At 38.3% G+C, this 21,675-nt stretch carries 20 protein-coding genes; 6 read left to right on the top strand and 14 right to left on the bottom strand.

The features are described from left to right. Window positions 1-135: 135 nt before the first annotated feature. From Q4489_RS04590 to Q4489_RS04575, 4 genes are all read right to left on the bottom strand, one after another. Window positions 136-1,212: an ABC transporter substrate-binding protein gene (locus Q4489_RS04590; protein ID WP_303477699.1), complete on the bottom strand. Its 1,077-nt coding sequence runs from the start codon at window positions 1,210-1,212 to the stop codon at window positions 136-138. Window positions 1,213-1,401: 189 nt separating this feature from the next. Then, a complete protein-coding gene (gene rlmB, locus Q4489_RS04585; protein WP_303477696.1) occupies window positions 1,402-2,175 on the bottom strand; it encodes a 23S rRNA (guanosine(2251)-2'-O)-methyltransferase RlmB in 774 nt (257 codons plus the stop codon). Between the two features lie 8 nt (window positions 2,176-2,183). Further along, window positions 2,184-4,577, bottom strand: a complete 2,394-nt coding sequence (gene rnr / locus Q4489_RS04580) for a ribonuclease R (RefSeq protein WP_303477887.1) — start codon at window positions 4,575-4,577, stop codon at window positions 2,184-2,186. Window positions 4,578-4,716: 139 nt separating this feature from the next. Then, window positions 4,717-5,334, bottom strand: a complete 618-nt coding sequence (locus Q4489_RS04575; RefSeq protein ID WP_303477694.1) for a tetratricopeptide repeat protein — start codon at window positions 5,332-5,334, stop codon at window positions 4,717-4,719. 388 nt (window positions 5,335-5,722) lie between these two features. On the opposite strand from Q4489_RS04575, the gene Q4489_RS04570 reads away from it, so the two are divergent. Continuing rightward, complete coding sequence (locus tag Q4489_RS04570; protein WP_303477692.1) at window positions 5,723-6,892, top strand: HD-GYP domain-containing protein; 1,170 nt, start codon at window positions 5,723-5,725, stop codon at window positions 6,890-6,892. A 121-nt stretch (window positions 6,893-7,013) separates the two neighbouring features. On the opposite strand, the gene Q4489_RS04565 is transcribed toward Q4489_RS04570, so the two are convergent. Further along, a complete protein-coding gene (locus Q4489_RS04565; RefSeq protein ID WP_303477689.1) occupies window positions 7,014-10,154 on the bottom strand; it encodes an efflux RND transporter permease subunit in 3,141 nt (1,046 codons plus the stop codon). Then, window positions 10,154-11,254 carry an efflux RND transporter periplasmic adaptor subunit gene (locus Q4489_RS04560; protein ID WP_303477686.1) on the bottom strand — a complete coding sequence of 367 codons (1,101 nt, stop codon included), beginning with the start codon at window positions 11,252-11,254 and terminating at the stop codon, window positions 10,154-10,156. The genes Q4489_RS04565 and Q4489_RS04560 overlap by 1 nt, the downstream gene beginning before the upstream one ends. Before the next feature lie 236 nt (window positions 11,255-11,490). Between Q4489_RS04560 and Q4489_RS04555 the strand changes: the two genes are divergently transcribed. Beyond that, a complete protein-coding gene (locus Q4489_RS04555; RefSeq protein WP_303477685.1) occupies window positions 11,491-11,637 on the top strand; it encodes a hypothetical protein in 147 nt (48 codons plus the stop codon). A 16-nt stretch (window positions 11,638-11,653) separates the two neighbouring features. On the opposite strand, the gene erpA is transcribed toward Q4489_RS04555, so the two are convergent. Both erpA and Q4489_RS04545 read right to left on the bottom strand, forming a co-directional pair. Continuing rightward, on the bottom strand, window positions 11,654-11,995 hold the full coding sequence (erpA, locus tag Q4489_RS04550) for an iron-sulfur cluster insertion protein ErpA (protein WP_303477681.1): 342 nt from the start codon (window positions 11,993-11,995) through the stop codon (window positions 11,654-11,656). A gap of 51 nt (window positions 11,996-12,046) precedes the next feature. Continuing rightward, on the bottom strand, window positions 12,047-12,853 hold the full coding sequence (locus Q4489_RS04545; RefSeq protein ID WP_303477679.1) for a DUF6776 family protein: 807 nt from the start codon (window positions 12,851-12,853) through the stop codon (window positions 12,047-12,049). Between the two features lie 10 nt (window positions 12,854-12,863). Here Q4489_RS04545 and Q4489_RS04540 point away from each other — a divergent pair, with 10 nt between their 5' ends. The 4 genes from Q4489_RS04540 (at window position 12,864) to hemL (ending at window position 17,406) form a co-directional block, all read left to right on the top strand. Then, complete coding sequence (locus Q4489_RS04540) at window positions 12,864-14,549, top strand: chloride channel protein (protein WP_303477677.1); 1,686 nt, start codon at window positions 12,864-12,866, stop codon at window positions 14,547-14,549. Further along, entirely contained in the window at window positions 14,546-14,977 is a 432-nt protein-coding gene (locus tag Q4489_RS04535; RefSeq protein WP_303477675.1) for a CopD family protein, read from the top strand. The genes Q4489_RS04540 and Q4489_RS04535 overlap by 4 nt, the downstream gene beginning before the upstream one ends. Before the next feature lie 113 nt (window positions 14,978-15,090). Continuing rightward, the gene (locus Q4489_RS04530; protein ID WP_303477673.1) at window positions 15,091-16,104 is read left to right on the top strand and encodes an aspartate carbamoyltransferase; all 1,014 of its coding nucleotides are present in this window, start codon (window positions 15,091-15,093) and stop codon (window positions 16,102-16,104) included. Window positions 16,105-16,113: 9 nt separating this feature from the next. Continuing rightward, a complete protein-coding gene (hemL, locus tag Q4489_RS04525; protein WP_303477670.1) occupies window positions 16,114-17,406 on the top strand; it encodes a glutamate-1-semialdehyde 2,1-aminomutase in 1,293 nt (430 codons plus the stop codon). A 47-nt stretch (window positions 17,407-17,453) separates the two neighbouring features. On the opposite strand, the gene Q4489_RS04520 is transcribed toward hemL, so the two are convergent. The 6 genes from Q4489_RS04520 to Q4489_RS04495 all read right to left on the bottom strand — a co-directional run bounded on the left by Q4489_RS04520 (window position 17,454) and on the right by Q4489_RS04495 (window position 21,641). Continuing rightward, window positions 17,454-17,855, bottom strand: coding sequence for a hypothetical protein (locus tag Q4489_RS04520; protein WP_303477668.1), 402 nt, complete (start codon window positions 17,853-17,855; stop codon window positions 17,454-17,456). Window positions 17,856-18,157: 302 nt separating this feature from the next. Further along, complete coding sequence (gene rpsI, locus Q4489_RS04515; protein ID WP_303477666.1) at window positions 18,158-18,550, bottom strand: 30S ribosomal protein S9; 393 nt, start codon at window positions 18,548-18,550, stop codon at window positions 18,158-18,160. 3 nt (window positions 18,551-18,553) lie between these two features. Continuing rightward, a complete protein-coding gene (rplM, locus tag Q4489_RS04510; RefSeq protein WP_074500208.1) occupies window positions 18,554-18,982 on the bottom strand; it encodes a 50S ribosomal protein L13 in 429 nt (142 codons plus the stop codon). 375 nt (window positions 18,983-19,357) lie between these two features. Then, window positions 19,358-20,137 (bottom strand): TIGR04219 family outer membrane beta-barrel protein, encoded by a 780-nt coding sequence (locus Q4489_RS04505; RefSeq protein ID WP_303477661.1) that lies wholly within the window; start codon window positions 20,135-20,137, stop codon window positions 19,358-19,360. A 4-nt stretch (window positions 20,138-20,141) separates the two neighbouring features. Continuing rightward, window positions 20,142-21,134 carry a DUF2333 family protein gene (locus Q4489_RS04500; protein ID WP_303477657.1) on the bottom strand — a complete coding sequence of 331 codons (993 nt, stop codon included), beginning with the start codon at window positions 21,132-21,134 and terminating at the stop codon, window positions 20,142-20,144. A gap of 9 nt (window positions 21,135-21,143) precedes the next feature. Further along, window positions 21,144-21,641, bottom strand: coding sequence for a copper chaperone PCu(A)C (locus tag Q4489_RS04495; RefSeq protein WP_303477655.1), 498 nt, complete (start codon window positions 21,639-21,641; stop codon window positions 21,144-21,146). Window positions 21,642-21,675: the final 34 nt, after the last annotated feature.

Genomic DNA, 21,675 nt, shown 5'->3' with positions numbered 1-21,675 from the left:
CTCAGCCCAAAGCACCAGTATTGAGGCAAGGAACAAAAATATGTTCAGGCTGATTTAAGGTCGCGTATTGTAGGTAAAACAACCGATAAAGGCAAGCTAATTTAATGATTATTTATTCACCGAATAGCCAGCGTTTTATTTTATATCCGATGAGTAGAAATTTAAATATACGTTGTTAAGACCTTGATGATCTAACGGTGAAAATTCAATATTAATATCAAGCTGTTGTGATGAAAAAGTTTGTATTTCATTCAAAAAGCAAGTGGAGGTCATAGCGTTGATACATTGCTTAGCTACTTGGGTAAATAAATAGCCATTCATATACCCCTCTAACTGAATACGATCTAAATCAACATAACCAGCAGCGTTCATATCTTCAACAAATTGGCGACAATATGCTTTTTGGCAATCGTTTGGATCGGGAAAGACTTCGGTGACCAATACATCGCTGTGGTATTTAAGCAATGGGAATAAATCAGCACTTGAAATAAAGGATACACTCGAAAAAAATGGCGTAAAATCTTGCTCATACGCTTGGTTAATTAGCTTTGACAGTGGTTTATATGTTCCAACAAAAGCGACCGCTTCAACTTTGTGTTTACGCAATAGCATTAATGCGGTGTGTATGTCTTCGGTATTTCTGCGATACCTTGCCGTTACCGTAGGTGTAACATGGTAGCTTTCCATAATTTTCTTATAACCTTTTTCGACCGCATAGCCAAAATCATCCGCTTGGATCAATAAACCGATGCTTTTAAATCCTTGAGTATTTATAAGGTAATCAAGTTGTGCTTTTACTTCTTGATAATAGCTAGCTCGCAAGGTAAACACATTGTTAATTGCAGGTTTTCGAAGAAAATATGCCCCCGTAAAAGGGGTTAAAAAAGGTAATTTGTTGTTTTTGATGGTATCGAGAATGGCTGCAGTGGTCGGTGTACCAACATAGTTAAAGAAAGCAAAAAAGTCGCCTTGTTGTAGAAAATATTGCGTATTCTTAAGTGTATTAAACGGTTCATAATTATCATTACGATGTATCATTTCAATACGATAGCCAGGAAGCTCATTTTTAAGGTTTACTCTCTGAAAATAAACCTCTGCCCCCTGATTTAATCTTATACCAATTTGCCCCGCTGGTCCTTCAGTAACATTTGAAACAGCAAGTTTTATTAGGTTAACTTCATTGTATTGTGCATACGTAAAAGTACTTAGCAATAATGTAACGAGGTAAATAAGTATGTTAATTTTAAGCTAACCTTTATCAATTATCTTTAATGGTGAAGTTACAACTGCGATGTGCGCCCACTAGATCAACGGTATAAGTTATTAATCTAATGGGTATCATAATAAACAAAATACAAGAAAAGCGTAGCTATTTATTTAGGGACTGTTGATCTTTCGCGTTTATTTGTGCAGCATTTTTGCTTGACGCTGACGAACAATTTCAAATAAACAAATACCTGTTGCCACAGATACATTTAAACTTGAAACACTCCCAGCCATTGGCAGCTTAACAAGTTGATCGCAATTTTCTTTGGTCAACCTACGCATACCTTTACCTTCCGCTCCCATAACAAGTGCCATTGGCCCATCTAGTTTTACATCATCATACAAGCAACAATCTGTTTCGCCCGCTGTTCCCACCAACCAAATACCTTGTTGCTGCAAAGATTTCATGGTTCTGGCTAAATTAGTCACTTGAATCAGCGGTACAGTTTCAGCAGCGCCAACTGCCACTTTTCGCACAGTAGCGCTTATGCGTGCCGCGTTATCTTTAGGAACAATTATCGCCTGAACTCCTGCGGCATCGGCATTTCGTAAACATGCACCTAAGTTATGCGGATCAGTTACACCATCTAAAATCAGTAAAAAAGGTGGTTCACCTTTACGCTCAGCAGCTAATAACACATCATCTAGATCAGCTTCTGATAGTTGTTTCTCTTGGGTTATTTTGGCTAAAACGCCTTGGTGTTGCTCACCTTTAGCTTTATCATCAAGCACCTTTCTCTGTACCACTTGCGTAGGAATGCCATACTTTCTTGATAAATTAATAATCGTGGATAATCGTTGGTCATCACGACCTTTTAATAAAAATAATTCTTTAAAGCGTTCAGGTTGGTTTTCAATTAGTGCTGTTACGGCATGAATACCAAAAGCCAATTCATCATGTTTAGCCATTTTATAGTTTAACCTTTTGTTTTCTTTCTCGCATTTTTACCAGGGCGTGATTTCTTATTCTTGCTGCTTTTTGACTGGCTTGCTTTTGATTGCTTTTTCGATGCTGCTGGTGAGTTTTGTTTATCAACATTTTTTTGTAATTTGCGCTTTCTAGTTTTCGTTGCTGTTGACTTAGACGGTTTTTTAGCCACCTTATTAAGGGTATCAACCAACACTAAGTCAATTTTCTTTTCTTCTAAATTCACCGCAGCTACTTGCACTTCTAATTCATCACCTACATGAAAATTATTGCCTGTTTTATCTCCCGTCAAACACATACGTGCATCATCGAAGTGATAAAAATCATGACCTAATGAAGTGATATGTACTAACCCTTCAATATGAATTTTATGCAAGCGTACAAATAAGCCAAAGTTAGTCACGGTAGAAATTACCCCAGTAAATACATCTCCAACATGATCTTGCATAAATTCACACTTAAGCCAATCTGCAACATCGCGCGTTGCATCATCTGCTCTTCGTTCTGTCATCGAGCAATGTTCGCCTAGTTCCGCAATTTGCTGCTGTTCGTAAAGGTGATGTCCTTCATTTGCCTCGGAAGCTTTTTGCGATTGCAATATTGCTTTAATCACACGGTGAATAATTAAATCAGGATAACGCCTAATTGGTGAAGTAAAATGACTATACGAGGTTAATGCCAAGCCAAAATGACCAATATTATCATGCTGATAAACAGCCTGTTTCATCGAACGAAGTAACATGGTTTGTATCAGTTCTTGTTCTGGCCTGCCTTCTATCGTTGCTAAAATCGCACTGTAATCCGCAGGTTCAGGTCCATCTTCCATCGCACCTTTTAACGGCATAGTAATACCTAACTCAGCTAAGTAGTTTACAAAGTGCGTAAATTTTTCATCGTTAGGCTTATCATGTACGCGATATAGCCCAGGTTTTTGATGGGCTAAAACAAAGTTTGCCGTCGCTACATTGGCGAGGATCATGCACTCTTCAATAATTTTGTGAGCATCATTTCGTAATAAAGGTTCTATAGACTCAATTTTACGATGCTCATTAAACACAAAGCGTGTTTCTTGTGTTTCAAAAGCAATCGCGCCTCTTTTCTCTCGTGCTGTTTTTAGCGCTAAATATAATTGATTTAGTGTTTCAAGCTCAGGCACTCTATCAGCATATTGCTCTCTAAGTGCTTGGTCATCGTTTAATATTGCTGCAACTTTCGTATAGGTAAAACGTGCATGAGATTTAATAACCGCAGGATAAAACGTACTTTCAGCTAACTCACCATCAGCGTTAATCGTCATTTCGCATACCATGGCCAAACGATCTACATCAGGATTTAAAGAACATAAACCGTTCGATAGTTTTTCTGGCAGCATCGGGATAACTTGGCTAGGAAAATAGACGGAATTGCCTCGCGCTATTGCTTCATCATCTAAAGCGCTTCCTGGACGCACATAATAGCTTACATCAGCAATTGCCACCCATAATCGCCACCCACCTGTTGGTTCTTTTTGACAATACACTGCATCATCAAAATCTCGTGCATCTTCACCATCAATGGTCACTAAAGGAAGGTTACGTAAATCTTTTCGATTAGCTTTCGCTGGTTCATCAACTTCATCATTGATCTGATTCACTTGCTCAAGCACGCTGACAGGAAATTCATGGGGTAAATCATGTGCTCTTAGCGCTATATCTATTTCCATACCTGGCGCCATATAGTCGCCTAATACTTCGGATACTTTGCCTACGGCATTACTACGTTTACTGGGTCGCTGAATAATATCAACCACCACCATCTGCCCATGTCTTGCTGTGGAACGCTCTTTTGGATCAATCAAAATATCTTGTTTAATTCTGGTATCTTCTGGCACCACAAATAAAATATTATGCTCAACATAAAAGCGGCCAACTATTCCGTGCTTTCGCGGTTCAATCACATCAATAATTTTAACTTCTTGTCGACCTTTACGATCTGTTCTATCGACAATCATGGCTTCAACAATATCACCATGAATAACACGCCGCATTTCATGTGAAGAAATAAACAAATCTTTGCCTGATGCAGCTTCAACAGGTTGATCTGGTGTAAAAAAACCATAACCATCGCGGTGGCCACAAACCTTCCCGGTTAGTAAGCTGTTTTTAGGAGGAATAGCATATTGTTTAAATTTATTAAAGATCAGTTGTCCTTCATTTTCCATTGCACGCAAGCGACGTTTTAATCCAACAATGTGTTCATCACGTTGATAGGTTAATTTTTTACATAATGCTTTAAAGGTTGGAGGAATGTTAGACTTTTCAATAACAGACAAGAGCTCTTCACGGCTAGCAACCGGAAACTCATATTCTTGTTGAGTGTTTTTTGGTTTTGAATCTTTAATAATCGTTTTTCTTCGTTGTTAATGGACTGACGTTTATATTATATCTTACTTCACCTAAGACACGTCAAATATTAACCACTTTTTATCAGTAATAAATCATTATCAAATGAAAACGTACTTTACTCGCACAAAATAAATTTGGTTAATATTTGCCTTGTTTAGCCATATCTACAACACGCGTAGGCATTTTGTTTGCAAGATCAGACAGTAATATTGATATTTTTTTATGAGTTTTTTTATCATCTGTTACTGAATGATGAAGTTGAGCGTAAAGCTCTGGAAAGTCTAAAGGACTGCCGTTGCCTGCATTGTATATTTCAGCAAGGCGAATTTGAGCATTGAGGTTTTGCAGGCTTGCCGCTTCTTTAAGGAAAATAATTGCCTGTCTCATATCAACCTGCATAAACTTTCCAACGTGATAGTATCGGCCTAATTGCTCTAAAGCTTCTGGTAAACCTTGATCTGCAGCCTCTCTCATATAGTGTAACCCTAGCGGAATATCTTTTTTTATACATACGCCGTAAGCGAGCATATCACCCCATAAAAACTGAAAAGCAGGCTTTTCTGAAATCGTTGCGCGAGCTTCGATATCTTGAACAAGTTGACATTCATCAATGACAACTTGACTTAAATGCTTGTTTTCTTTTATTAAATCTAAAAGCATATCATCAGTATACACTTGTACCGCTTTGATAGACGCTCCATGCGTAATTAACGTGACACTGAATAACATTAGAAAACTGATTAAAAATCGCAACATAACTACCCTACTTTAACGGTCAAAAAAACACGCTCGATAATGCCTTATTATCGACACTTTTCAGAAAAATTTTAGCCTTTATTCATAAAAGCACTTAATAATTTAATGAATGGCTAACAGCATAGAAAACACTCATCGGTATTTCTATGCAAATTTAACACCAAAAATATCAGAACACATTCGTTTATCGAACCGTATTGAGCACGATAATAAGATCAATAAAAACCGATTGATTAACTGAGAAGTTTTAATTTTTCTACCAAGTTGCACAATTATCTTCTATGATATTTACTCTACAATTAATAATATACCTTTAGTATGTAAACCATCATGTTGTACAGAATGGAAACTCAACATAATAATATAATATCAAATAGTTGAGAAACATATGATAAAACAAATATGTATATCTGAATTAAAAGTTGGCCATTTTGTCGTCAGTATTGCAAAGCAATCCGCGCAATATACGTTAACTAGTGCAGGTCATATCAAAAGTGATCGCGTTATTCAAAATTTGTCAAATAAAGGCGTACAACAAGTTATTATTGATACAGATAAAACACTTACTTTTGCACAAGATCAGGCCGCTATCGCACAGGAAACCGTAAATAAACGTGTGACCATTCAAGCTAAAGATGCAAAAGAAATTTTTTCAGTCTCTAAAGAGATCCAACAAAAAGTATTTAACGACGCTGCACAAGGTAGGCCTCTAGATTTATCCCCTGTCACAGAAATTACCGACAAGGTCATAGAAGAAATATTCAAAAATTCAAACGCACTTGCTAGTATCATTAATATTAGAAATAAAGATGAATACTTACTTGAACATTCAATCTCTGTTTCTATCTTGATCACAATATTCGCCAAATTTTTAAAACTTGATAAAAACATTATTCAACAACTGGCCATTGGCGCATTTTTACATGATGTGGGAAAAATTATGATCCCAGAAGAAGTGCTTAATAAACCCGGTCGCTTAACTGAAGATGAATTTAGTATTATGAAATCTCACGTTACGCATTCAATCGATATTATTCAGCATACACCTGGCATTTCAGAATTAAGTCTAGAAGTCGCAGCGTTACATCACGAAAAACTGAATGGCCAAGGCTACCCTTTTAACATTCCTGGTGATCATATTTCTACTTATGGAAGAATGATTGCTATTTGTGATATTTTTGATGCGTTGACTGCAGCAAGGTGCTACAAAGACGGCTACAGTCATGGCAAAGCCTTTGCAATTTTAAAAAACTTAGCAGAACAACAGCATTTAGATGCGAGTTTAGTGACAAAATTTATTCAATGCATGGGTGTGTACCCTGTGGGTACATTAGTAGAGTTAAACTCAGGTAAAATTGCCATTGTAGAAGAAAAAAACGCAAAAGATTTATTGAACCCAAAAGTAAAAATTTTTTACAGCGCAAAACATCATCACTTTGTTGAAACCAAGTATGTTGATTTATCTCAATCAGAAGATTTTATTGTCAAAGGTATTAAGGCCGATGATCTAGATTTGGATATGCATCAGATCATCGAACAATTAATTACTGAAGGTTAACAACAATACTTATCGTAATGCGGTTAACCTACCGCTAAATTACCTTATACCCATCGGCGTAGCTATCATCTCCTAAACATAAAGTACTTGTTTATTCCATGTTCATAGCGTTGTAACGTATCTAGGCTGCATTTTTTTCACGCTTATTGCGGGTAAACAGGCTCATTTTTTGTTTTGCTGATTGATAAACACCTTTCTTAGTTCGCAACATCAACAAACAAGGTGTTAAAACCAATGTCAAAATAGTGGCAAAAGCCAAACCTCCAGCAACTACCGTTGCTAATTGAGTCCACCATTGCGTAGAAGGCGCACCATATACAGCCGTGCGATTAAAAAAGTCTAGATTAACTTGCATCACCATAGGCAATAAACCTAGGATTGTAGTGATTGTTGTTAACATAACAGGGCGAAGGCGTTGTGCTCCGGTGCTTAATACAGCATCAGTTGCTGACATGCCTCGCGATCGCAAGACATTGTAGGTATCAATTAATACGATGTTATTATTTACGACAATACCCGCTAATGAAATTACACCTATACCACCCATCACAATACCGAAGGGTTTTTGTACCAAAACAAGCGCTAAAAATACCCCTACTGTTGAAAACACCACAGCACTTAAAATTAAGAACGCTTGATAGAAACTATTAAACTGAGTAACCAAAATAATCGCCATCACAAATAAAGCAACGCCAAATGCATTAACCAAGAAAGCTTGTGATTCTTGCTGATCTTCATTCTGCCCTTTCAGCTCAATATGTACAGTAGGCGCGATACCTAAGGTTGGTAATTTTGCTTGCAAGACAGGTAACTCTTTAAGCAGTTGAGCCCCCGTAATCAAGTTCGCTTGAATAGTAACCACTCGCTTGCCATCAGTACGCCTGATAGTATCTACTTTAGGTGCAGCTACACGCTCAACAAAGCTGCTTACTGGCACTAAACCCGCAGAGGTTTTTATCCTTAATGAATCAAGTCGCCCGATACTGCGTTTTTCCTGCGGAAATCTAACACGAATGTCTAATTCATCATCCACATCATCAGGTCTGTATTCCCCAAGCTTTAAGCCATTCGTTACCATTTGTACTGTTGAACCAACTAAGGCGGCATCTGCGCCATAAGTCGCGGCTTTTTTACGATCAATATTAAGTTGCCATTCGATACCAGGTTTAGGCGCTGTGTCTTCAAGATCAGTGAATTTTCCTGATGTCACTAACACCCCTCGTATCGCTTTTACTGCTTGCTCTAGCTGTTCGGGGAAACGTGAACTTAGCTCAATGACAACATCTTTTCCGCTTTGAGGGCCATCTTCATTTTTTCTTGCTTCAAGCTCAACTCCTGCCATATCGGCAGTATTTTTTTGAATATTTTCAATTATTTCATCTGCTTTACGACGTAACTGCCAATTTAAAAAGTTAACTTGAAAGGTACCTACTATGTCATTGCCACCGGTTAAATTATATAGGGTGTCTATACCTTCAATAGGTAAAATGCGTTGCTCAATATCACGCATAATGGCATCTTTTTCATAAACTGATAGATCGCCATGTGAGCGCACCACAATAGTTGCACTATTTGGTTCCACTTCTGGAAAGAACACAACACCCAACTCGGAAGCGCCATAAAGAAACATCACCACAACAGACATAACAATGGTGCTCATAATCACTTTCCATGGATGTTTTATCGCTTTAGAAAGTAAACCAATATATTTTGCAGTGAAACCCGTTAATTGCGAAAAGTCTCCTTTTTCGCTATCCAGTACTTGTTGTTTTTGCTCATCTGACATTGGGCGAGGCTTGCCTAAAACAGTGCCTAACGTAGGCACAAAAATAAGTGCCATTGCGAGTGATGCTGTCAACACGGCTATCAAGGTAATAGGGAGGTATTTCATAAATTCCCCCATCATACCCGGCCAGAACATTAGCGGTGCAAATGCTGCCAAAGTGGTTGCAGTAGAAGCGATAATCGGCCAAGCCATGCGTTTAGCCGCGTTAGCATAAGCCGCTTGTTTAGATTTACCCTCGCTCATTTCCCTATCTGCAAATTCGGTAACTACGATAGCGCCATCAACGAGCATACCTACCGCCATAATAAGACCAAAGAGTACAACGATATTTACTGTTAAGCCTGAAATCGCTAGCACTAAAATTCCAGTTAAAAATGCCCCCGGAATCGCTAGGCCGACTAATAAAGCGGTGCGTGCGCCAAGTGCAGCAATCACCACGATAACGACAAGTAATACCGCTGATAACACATTGTTTTGTAGGTCACTGAGGGTATCTTTAACATCAACTGACTGATCACCTACGTAGTCAACCACGACTTGCTGCGGCCAAAGTTGCTGTTTTTCAGCAATCAATTGTTTTACGTTATTGACTGTATTGATAATATTTTCACCAGAACGCTTTTTAACTTCCAGTGAAATTGAACGCTCACCATTTAAACGGGCAAACGTTGAAGGGTCTTTATATGCTCTTCTTACCGTTGAAACATCTTCAAAGGTAATAACTTTGTCGCCTTCTGCTTTTATTGGTAACTCTAATAAATCTTTAACAGATTCAAATACCGAAGGGACTTTAACGGCAAATCGCCCTTTACCAGTATCCATAGTACCTGCGGGTACTAACCGATTATTGCGGTCGACTAAAGTAAAAATATCGTTTTGATCCAATCCATAGCTTTCTAACAATAATGGATCAACGATAATTTCAACCATATCTTCACGATCACCACCGATATCTACTTCAAGCACTTCTTTCATGCCTTCAATATCATCTTTTAGATCTCGTGCTAAAGTAAGTAAACCACGCTCTGTAACAGGTCCTGATAGTATCACGGTTACCGCAGGCACTTGGTTAGCCATCGTCACTTCGTGCACCTCTGGCTCTTCAGTTTCTGAAGGCAACTTGGCTTTAGCTAACGTTACTTTGTCACGAACATCGGCAAGTGCTTCTTTAGGATCAAGGCCAGCTAAAAACTCTAAAGTAATGGACGCATGCCCTTCACTGGCGACTGCTGTCATTTCTTTTATGCCGGCAATGGATTTTAATTCTTTCTCCATTGGGCGAACCAGCATTCTTTCAGCATCTTCTGGAGAAATTCCGTCGTGAATCATCGACACATAAATCATTGGAATTGTAATGTCTGGATTCGATTCTTTTGCAATATTTGAATAAGTGACAGCCCCAGAAATCAGCAATAAAATAAAAATAAGCAATACTGAACGAGTTCTTGTAAGGGCTCCGTCAATAATAGTCAGCATTATTCTTCCTTGTCACTAACGTCATGAACCGCTTCAACACGATCGCCTTCACGAACGAAGCCTTGACCGAGAGTAATAACATCAGCTTTTGAACCAAGGCCGGCAAGCCACATGCCATCATTTTCACTTTTAACCACATTAATTGGTGTAAACTTAACCGTATTATTGTTTACCGTTTTGACACCCAAATTTCCTTGATCATCAAGTGCGAGTAATGCCGGTGATACTTTAATGGCTTGTACTTGCTCAAATGCTAAGGAAATTTCACTGCTTAGCCCCGAAAATAACTTATGACCATCGTTGTTTATCGCGACTTCAATTTTAAACGTATTGGTATATTCATCAGCCAAACTTGCAATATATCGCACATCGCCTGTGAAATTAGATTTGTTTAATAATGTGACCTGCGCTTGTTGGCCTACCTTTATTTTTCCAACTTGGTTTTCAGTCACATGAGCCGTCACAATCAGCGGATTTAAATCAGCAATTATTGCTACATCGTCTCCACCTTGTAAGTAATCACCTTGTTCAACAAAACGGGTATTAAGTACTCCATCAAATGGCGCACGAATAACTGTGTTTTCTAAAGCAATCTCAAGTTGTGCTATCTGTGCTTTTATCGCTTGTAAATTAGCATCTGCTTGACTGAGCTGAACTTCACCTTGGTAGCCATCAGCATTTAACGTTTTAATACCGCGATATTCAATTTCTCGCTGAGCCAATAGCGCTTTAGCTTGATTAAGCTGCGCAGGAAGTTCATTGCTAGCCAATGTAATAATTTTTTGACCTTGGGAAACTGCAGCACCTCGATTAGCGTGTACTTTTAATACCTGACCAGAAATTTCTGCTTTTAACGTTGTAATTCTATCAGGAGCAGTACGACCATATAATTCGATCGCGTCACTGACCGCATCAGCATACATCGTTTCCACTTTAACTTTTGGGATTACTTCTTGTGGTTGCTCGTTTTCAGCAGCCGACACTTTTACCTGAAACATGCCGGATAACATCCACAATATCAACAAAATAGAAATGATAATCGCCAAAATATAGGGTCGTTGAGATAAGAAGGTTCTAAAATTGCTAATACGATTAGCCATGCTGACTCCATTGCCATTTACTTTTAAAAGTAGGTGATTCTGATTTGGTTGTTAAACTTGATGATTTTTAATATTGCACAGATAAAGTACACCGAACAGCCTATTCGCGCAATCATAAAAGATGATCTAAATTGTTAAAATTTGTATAAAAATTAACTTATTGGCGTAACACCATAAGTATTTTAATAAACATAAATACTTATGTTTATTTCTCGGATAGCTGATAGCATTATAAAATGGCAAGCACACAGGTAAATAGCTTTATTAACGGTCGTCGTTATTGGCTACAATTCGTTGGTTGCAAAGCTTTATTGATAAGAGAAGAACAGATATTTGTCGCGCAAGAAACTGCACAAATATTTCTTGCGCGCTATGAAGTATAGCTACCCAAAGGTAACATTAGATTGAAAATGATGAACCACAACCACAAGTTGTACTTGCATTAGGGTTATTCACCAAAAATCGACTCCCTTCTAAGCCTTCATAATAGTCGACTTCGCCATCAACCAAATATTGTAAACTCATTGGATCAACAATCATGGTTACACCCTGCTTTTCAATCGTCATATCACCTTCATTGATCTTTTCATCAAAGGTAAAGCCGTACTGAAACCCTGAGCAACCACCACCTGTTACATAAACACGTAATTTTAGCTCTGGATTCTCTTCTTCTGTGATCAAAGCCAATACTTTACTTGCAGCGGCATCAGTAAATTTAATTGGTACTTCTGGATTTGACATAGATTTCAACTCTTACTTTAATATGCGGGAATTATCGTAAACTTGACCCATTTAATCAAGTATTAGCGACATGGATTGTTCAGTCTTCTCGGTTACATCAGCCCATGAGTAACTTTGATCAATACGTTGGTACGCTTGCCATTTACTCTTTGGTAGCACTGCCGACAATACAATTTGATCAGCTGTAAAGTGCTCCGGTAATGTTATTTCGCCTTCAATTACTTGAAAGTATTGAAAACTGAAACCTAATTGTTTTTTCGTAATGTTTGATACTTCACTCAATGCAAGTTTAGTAGGTTTATTCTGTAAGCTACCATGAAATGCTAATTGTATATGTCCCTTAGCATAACGTTTTCGTATTTTTTGTTGTACTAATATAACTTTAAACCGATAGTGATGTTCACTGGCGGTATTTGAAATCACAAACTGGTCAATCACAACGCCATCAGCTTGTTTTTCTGGTGCCATCACCTTTTCATAAAACGCCAGATCTTTTTTCACTTTAAAGTGCTGTTGTTCTATGGTTGTTAATAGCTGTTGTGACTTTTGATTAGCCAAACGCTCAACTTCTAACTCAACTTCTAACGTATTAATTCGACGAATATGATTCTCTTGTTGGTCGTATAGGTGATCTAAGCGTTGCTGCATTTGTTCAAGAGTATGCTGTTGAAAACCGTGAAAGAAATTTCCAATACGATAACCACAAAATAAACAGGTCACAATTAACGCCAGTAACAATAATGAAGATCGAAAAGTGCCTAGACGCTCTACGATACTATTTAAATTTAATTTTGCTAACCAACTCATATAAAAAGTATTATGATACCAATGAAATACAACAATAATAACGAACAACAAGTTTCACACTATGATGAATAACTTAGCGCTAAAAAAACATCTTGCTCAACCCAAGACGTCTTGGCAGCTTTGTTTACTTGCTGCGTTAGGTGGTGTTGCTTCTGCTGCAATAGTGATACTTTTTACATTTAGCATCAAAGAACTACAAAATTTATACCTCGTCTTGTCCGCTAATTATATCAACTCTGACCTCGTAAGTCGTATGCTATTACCAATTATTGGTGCATTAGTTATATTATTGTCCGCTATGCTCACCGGTTATCAGTATTTACGCACCGGAATACCTTTTGTACTTCATCGTTTAAAAGTCGCTTACGGTGTAATGCCACTAAGAAATACAGTTAATCAGTTTATCGGAAGTACTTTAGCCATTGCTAGTGGCTTTTCTGTAGGTCGTGAAGGCCCTGCGGTTCATTTAGGCGCTGCTTGCAGTAGCTACATTGGTAATAAATTACATTTACCTTTTAATACGGTGAGAACATTATGTGCCTGTGGTATCGCTGCTGCTATATCCGCTAGCTTTAACACACCGATCGCTGCGGTTATTTTTGTCATGGAAGTGATTTTACGTGAATATAAAGTGTACATATTTATTCCAATAATGATTGCGGCATTAGTTGGCTCTATGATCACACAAGGTGTATATGGGCCAGCACATCAATATGAATTTTTCGATAAAATTGATTTAACCGTTGTTCATTATCCAATTTTAATGTTATTTGGTATTGCACTAGGGATTTTAGCGTCTATTTTTAATAAAAACCTAACGACGTTAATCGCTTATTCAAGCCAATTTTCTTTAAAACGAAGACTACTTATTGCAGCATTAATTACCGGGATCTGCAGCGCTTTTGTTCCTGCGGCAATAAGTACAGAAATTCAATTCAGCCATTTTAACACTGAGTTTTCTCAACCTGTCATAATGGTATTATTGTTATTATTAGCTAAATTGCTCATGACCATTACGGCACTAGGTTTAGGTATTCCAGGTGGCATTATCGGGCCCATTTTAGTCATTGGTGCTATTTCAGGCGTTGTTGCCGCAGAAGCAGTTGTGCCCTTTTTACCCGGTGAACACCTCCCCACTGATTATGCTTTAATGGGGATGGCTGGTTTTATGGCTGCAACGTTAAACGCGCCTTTAGCTGCTTTACTAGCTGTGGTCGAGTTATCCGGTCAACTTGAAGTGATTGTGCCTGCGATGTTAGTTATATCAACGGCTTGTGTATCCTCCGGACAATTTTTTAAAAACCGCAGTGTTTTTGTCATGCAATTAGAAGTGCAAAATTTACTGTACCGTCAACCGCCAATAGAAAAAACGTTACAACGTATTGGTGTCTTAGCTGCAATGAACACAACCTTTGAGTTAGTAAGCGATACCAATATTAATGCTTTAAGCAACCGATACTTAAAAGACGAAGGCAGAACACTACTTATTTCTCGCGCGTTAGATCAGCCTGGTCTCTTCATCTGGCACCAAGCACGAGTATCAGAAGATAACAGCGTGCAATCATTTGATAACCACCCTCTCATTGCCATTGATAGTCGAGCAACCCTCGCAGAAGCATATAATGCGTTAAGTGATGCTCGCAGAGGTGCTGTTTATATATATCAACACGATAAGAGTAAAATTTTAGGCATATTGCCTTTTGCACATATTCGCCGATTTTTACTCGAAGGAAATACAAAATCATGACAATTCTATGGTTAAAAGCTTTACATGTTAGTTTTATGGTTGCTTGGTTCGCAGGTATCTTTTATTTGCCACGCTTATTCGTCAATCACGCAGAAGCCAAAAATCAACAGGTTGTTGAGCAATTAAAAGGGATGGAGAAACGTTTACTCTTTTTTATTACGCCCTTTGCTATTTTAACGGTGATATTCGGCTTATTGTTAATAAATTCATACGGTTCTGCTTGGTTTAACAGCGCTACTTGGTTACATATTAAAATAACCTTAGTTTTCATTTTGCTGGCATATCATGGTTATTGTTTTCGTTTGTTGTATCTTTTTAAGCATGATAGAAATCAACGAAGTAGCCGTTTTTATCGTATTTTTAATGAAGTGCCTGTAATCATTTTATTTGCCGTGATTATTCTAGCTTACCTCAAACCTAGTTTTTGACAAATCACACGTTTATTCATTCTAAATATTCATTGAATGTGCTATATTTCGGCGGATTTTTTCCGTGTATTTCGCACGTAAAGTAAACACCATTCCATTATTTAGGAAAGACTATGATGACCTTTGAAGGTAGCCATATCCTTTCAGTTTCACAATTTGATCGTGAAGCTATTTCAAAAATATTAACTGTCTCTGCGCAAATGGCACCATATGCCATGCGGCAAAAACGGTGTCATGTATTAGAAGGCGCTATTCTTAATAACCTCTTTTTTGAACCCAGTACAAGAACACGAGTTAGTTTTGGCACTGCCTTTAACTTGCTTGGGGGCTTCGTTCGAGAAACCGTAGGCGAAGAAAATTCATCATTAAGTAAAGGTGAATCATTATTTGATACCGCACGAGTGATTAGTGGTTATTCAGATGTTATCGCCATGCGTCACCCAAAAATGCATTCAGTCAGCGAATTTGCTACCGGTAGTAGTGTCCCCGTAATTAATGGTGGTGACGGTGCTAACGAGCACCCCACACAAGCATTATTAGATTTATTTACCATTGAATCTGAAATGAAACCTTTTGGGCGCACATTAGACGGTTTACACATCACCTTAATGGGGGATTTAAAGCATGGTCGTACGGTACATTCGTTATCTAAACTTCTGAGCCTATACAACAACATTACCGTCACAATGATTGCACCTGATGCACTGCAAATGCCTGATAATGTTATTGCTACGCTTGAAAATGCAGGCCATAAGGTCATCCTTACTAACACAGTAGAAGGCAACCTTGACTGCGACGTTATTTACCAAACACGTATTCAACAAGAGCGCTTTGCAAGCCCTGGCGAAGCTGACCTATACCGTGGTCATTTTAGTTTGAATCGCGAGATATACCAACAATATTGTCAGGCGCATACAGTAATAATGCATCCATTGCCCAGAGATTCTAGGCCCGAAGCCAATGAATTAGATACCGATCTAAATGATCTTGATAATCTCGCTATTTTTAGGCAAGCACAAAATGGTGTACTGGTAAGAATGGCACTATTTGCATTGACGCTTGGCGTTGAAAACTCACTAACAAAGTATGAAAAACCGATCACTTGGTATACCAATAAAGCCGGTTAAGGACGTGATATGAACAAATCAGAACAACTTTTCGAACATGCAAAGCAAATTATTCCAGGTGGCGTTAATTCTCCTGTTCGTGCTTTTAATGGGGTTGGAGGGACACCGTGCTTTATCAACCGCGCAGATGGTGCCTATATCGTTGATGAAAATGGCAAAGAGTACATCGATTACGTAGGCTCATGGGGCCCGATGATCTTAGGTCATAACCACCCTGCGATTAAAAAAGCGGTTATTGAAGCTGCTGAAAATGGTCTTAGTTTTGGTGCACCAACCGAAATTGAAATCACCATGGCAGAAAAAGTACGTGAGATTGTTCCTTCGATGGAACAATTACGCATGGTAAGTTCAGGAACCGAAGCAACCATGAGCGCCATTCGCTTAGCACGAGGCTTTACTGGCAGAGATAAGATAGTAAAATTTGAAGGCTGCTATCATGGACACGCTGACTCACTGCTGGTAAAAGCCGGTTCAGGTGCATTGACAATGGGGGTGCCAAATTCGCCTGGGATCCCTGAAGATTTTGCTAAGCACACTATCACTGTGAGTTTTAACGATATAGCACAAGTTAAACAAGTATTTAGCGAGATAGGCGATCAAATCGCTTGTATTATCGTTGAGCCTGTTGCAGGCAATATGAATTGTATTCCACCTGTTGCAGGGTTCCTTGAAGGCTTACGTGCTGTGTGTGATCAATATCAATCTGTACTGATTTTTGATGAAGTGATGACAGGCTTTCGCGTAGCATTAGGTGGGGCTCAAGCTCATTACAATATTAAGCCTGATTTAACCACTTTAGGAAAAGTCATCGGTGGTGGTATGCCAGTCGGTGCTTTTGGTGGTAAAAAAGAAATTATGGATTACATAGCGCCAGTAGGGCCAGTTTATCAAGCAGGCACACTATCTGGAAACCCACTTGCGATGGCAGCAGGTTTAGCTTCTTTACAGGAATTAAGCCAGGGTAATAAGCACGAGAAGCTTACTGCTAACACGGAAGCTCTAGCTAAAGGATTTAAAGCTGCCGCTGATAGTCATAACATACCGTTATCTATCAACTACGTAGGCGCAATGTTTGGCTTTTTCTTTACCGAAGAACAGCAGATAACAAGCTTTTCACAGGCCACGGCATGTGATGGTGAAATGTTTAAACGTTTCTATCATTTAATGCTCGAGGAAGGCATTTATTTAGCGCCATCAGCATTTGAGGCAAGCTTTTTATCAACCGCACATTCTGATGAAGATATTGCAAAAACAATTGCAGCGGCTGAAAAATGTTTTGCTATATTAGCAAAGCATTTATAGCGACGAAAAAAGGCGACTAAAATTAGTCGCCTTTCGCTTTTAACGATTTATTCTACTTTTGTTTTTACAGTTTGTAGTTCACTCTGTAACCAATTGTAGGCTTGCTGCCACCCCAACTCCAACCCAGAAAAAACACGACAATTCCATTTGTCTATAGCACGTAATGCTTGTAAATTATTCGATATTTGTTGTGCTTCTTTTGAATAATATACAAAGGCTATCGCTTTTAAATGCGCATAAGACGCAACACTTAGTTTTGCTTCATAGCTATAAGTATAGTGATTAACTTTATTAATAAGCATTGCAAAATTATTGCGGAACCTTGATTGAATAAAATGATGACATTCATCAACCATCTCAAGATCCATCACTATGCCTTCATCGACTACAACTTCTACAATATTGTTAGAAAGCAGATTAAATTGCCCGAAACTCAAGCGATGCTTCATCGTTGCTTCCTTACAAATACCACAAAGTGTTTGCAGTTTTTTGCGTAAACACGCCATACAAACATAGCTGTATTGATGTAAGAATTCAAACAAATCTGGCGGGAAAATCAAGCTAGGGAAAGTTAATAAAGCTAACGTGATGTTTTCGAAGTTAATTACACGACAAGAGTTCGTGTTAATTTAAGTACGCACGTTTTTACTAATTTTGATCAACTCTATATTTTACAAAGCTAACATTAAAAACAAAAAGTAAGAGGCAAAAAAAAACCGGCTTTTGCCGGTTTTTTGCATAACGTAATAAATTAACGTTTTGAAAATTGTGGACGTTTACGTGCTTTATGTAAACCAACTTTCTTACGTTCAACTTTACGTGCATCACGAGTAACGAAACCTGCTTTACGTAATTCGCTACGTAATGCTTCATCATATTGTAATAATGCACGAGTAATACCGTGACGAATTGCACCCGCTTGACCAGTACTACCACCACCGGCAACAGTAATGTTAAAGTCAAACTTTTCAGCTACTTCTGCAACATCGATAGGTTGACGAACAACCATACGCGCAGTTTCACGTGCAAAGTATTCTGTAATGTCACGCTTGTTAATTGTAATTGCACCACTACCAGCTTTCATGAACACACGAGCAGTAGAGCTCTTACGACGACCAGTACCGTAATATTGATTATCAGCCATTGCTTACAGCTCCAAAGGTTGTGGTTGTTGTGCAGCATGCTTGTGCTCAGGGCCAGCATACACTTTTAACTTGCGGTACATTTCACGACCTAAAGGTCCTTTAGGAAGCATACCTTTAACAGCGAATTCAATCGCACGCTCTGGCGCTTTTTCAATTAGTTTTTCAAAACTAATTTGCTTTAAACCACCAGGGAATTCTGTGTGCGAGTAGTAAATTTTACCTTTCGCTTTGTTACCAGTTACTTTTACTTTCTCTGCGTTAACAACTACGATGTAGTCGCCTGTATCACAGTGAGGCGTGTATTCTGGCTTGTGCTTACCGCGTAAACGGCTAGCAATTTCAGTAGCGATACGACCAAGAGTTTTATTCTCAGCGTCCACTAAAAACCATTCGCGTTCTACGCTTTCTGGCTTAGCTACAAAAGTTTTCATTTGAAAAACCCAATATTAAATATGTTACTTAAAAAACAGCTTCACGCTGCAGTTCAATAAGACTTCGCTGTACCCCTTCGAGTATCGAGCCCTTTGTTTACGGTTTGGGAAAAACCTAATAAACAAAATTGTAACGTTAGGGAGCGCAGGATTATACAGAAAAAAAAACATAAGATCACGTACAAATTTTAATCTTTGTTAATTTTGTACGATTTTTGAAAAAATAGTCAATTAACATCAACATGCGCTTGGCAAACATTATTTGTCTGAGCAAAAAGCCGTAAAGGTAAATGATTAATGTCGATGACAGTATTTACTCTTGATAACCACCTACCAAAGTAGGCGGTAGGTGGTTATTGCGTTATTAGCGAATACTTAAAAATGTACAATCGCTCCGGCAAAGATGCCTTCAAATTCAATGTTAGAATATAAATTATTAATGTCTTCGAGCTCTAACTTAACTGCGCGATAGCCTAGCGTAAGACTGACATCGACCGCCAAATTATCAATAACATCATAACTAACACCCGCTTGATAGTCGTATAAGGTATGATCATCCAATGATAAAAAATTGCCTTGAGCAAATACGTTGAATCCAGTAAATGGCAAACCTACGATGGTAGAAGCATATAACATAGGCACTATTTCATCTGTAGATAATGAGCCGGTAACTTGCGTGGTAGTTGTTGTGCCATCGTTAGAAACGGTAGCTAACCCAGAAACTGAAACGTCTCCGTCAAAGTCACGCCCTGTAATACCAAGATCAAACGAAAACAGGCCATTATCAAAAAATTCATAATATAAGGTATAGTCGGTATAGCTTACATCAAAGTTTGCGTTTAATTGATTATTTGCTTCAAAGGTATAATCATCAAACACAAAGTCTGAATTAAATTCAGTTGTACCTTTAGTTGCGAGGTCTGTTTGCGAAATCATTGCATTTGGAATAAAAGGGAGTGGATGTTCAACCGCAATATACAATGAACCTTGTTGTTCATCTTTAAGATTAAAATTTCTTTGGCCACCACTTTCACCAAATATACCAGATGCTTCGTTGTCCCATATATGACCACCTAAGTAGACGCCAATTGCATCTGCTTGTACTGACGTGCTAAACATTATTGTTGATATAGCGGTTGCTACTAATTTATTCATTGGTTTATCCCTGACTTAATAAATCATTTAAATCGATAAGTGCGGCATTTGCTCGCGATATATAATTAGCCATCACTAAAGAGTGATTTGCCAAAATGCCAAATCCGTCGCCGTTGAGAATCATCGGACTCCAAATAGCTTCTTGGCTAGCCTCTAATTCACGAATAATTTGTTGTAAACTTACTTTAGCATTTTTCTTTGCTAATACATCATTAAAATCAATTTCAATCGCTTTTAAGAAGTGTAATAACACCCAACTTGCACCACGCGCTTCATAAAATTCATTATCAATTTGCCACCAACTTGTTTTTACTTGTTGTTGTTGGTTTGCATAGGTTGATTGACTTGCTACATCATCGCCCGCTAAATCAGTATTGAGTTGTTCGCGCCCAACACTTGCACTTAATCGTTGTGAGTAACTTCCCATACGTTTAGTAACTTCTTGTAACCAATCACGTAAGTTATCTGCTCTGGCATAAAATTGTGCATCTTGTGAGTTAACATCAGTGAGTTGCTTGCGATAAATATAAAGTGCATCAATTGCTTTTTGATACTCATTTTCAGCACTCGGCATTGCCCAGCTCGTATGGTCAATATTTAATTGTGGTTGTGCTATTTTTAACTGTGCATTTTCAACTGATTGCGACTGAGAACGACTAAACTCTTGTCGCATAACTAACGCCATATCGCGGATCATTTCTAACGCGCCAAATTCCCATGCTGGAATATTGTCAAGAAACACTGACGGCGGTAAGGCATCATTAGCCAAATATCCACCCGGTTTGTTTAAAATCGTTTCTGTCACTCTTATTAACGCGGTGGTAGTGGTATAACCTACAACGGGTGATACATTTTCAGTTTTTGCCGCGTCGATTACCTCTTGTCTAATGTCTAGCTTTTCAGGCTCAAAACTCCAATAAACACCCAAAAAGTAAAGCGCTAGGCAAATAATGCCAACGATGGAGGTAACGGTTTTTACTGACACGTTAAGATTCATAACTCACTCCTAATGATGATTATGTTGATGCGCTTTTTCGCTTTTCCGTTTAATGCTTTCAACCGGCAATGTAATAGCCAAACGTTCTCCGTCTTCAAAATGCAAATTTAAAGCAACGTTGTCACCGGCATTTAATGGCTCGGTAAGCTCGAAAATCATTAAATGTAACCCTGACGGCTGCAATGTCACTGTGTCATGCATGTTAATTTCGATGGCATCAAGCTGACGCATTTTCATCATGCCATCTGACATTTGATGCTCATGAATTTCAATTCTAGAACTAATATCGCTGCTTGCACCAATTAGCTTTTTATTTTTCATACTATGGTTGCTGATCACCATATATGCAGAAGAAACATCAGTACCAGGTATAGTTGCTCGTATATAACCATTTTCTACCGTCACTTTTTGCTCTGCATGAGCAATGTGCGATGATAATATCAGCACACTGGCAAATGCCACCGACATCCATTTCTGACAAGTCTTTGTGAAAAATCTAATATTCATGGCTTGCTATCTTTCCTTTATATACTCATATTAT

This window comes from Thalassotalea sp. 1_MG-2023 (genome assembly GCF_030546745.1).
Taxonomy (GTDB): Bacteria; Pseudomonadota; Gammaproteobacteria; order Enterobacterales; family Alteromonadaceae; genus Thalassotalea_C.
Note: the sequence above shows the minus strand (reverse complement) of the source record. Positions and strands in the feature narration are given on the sequence as shown.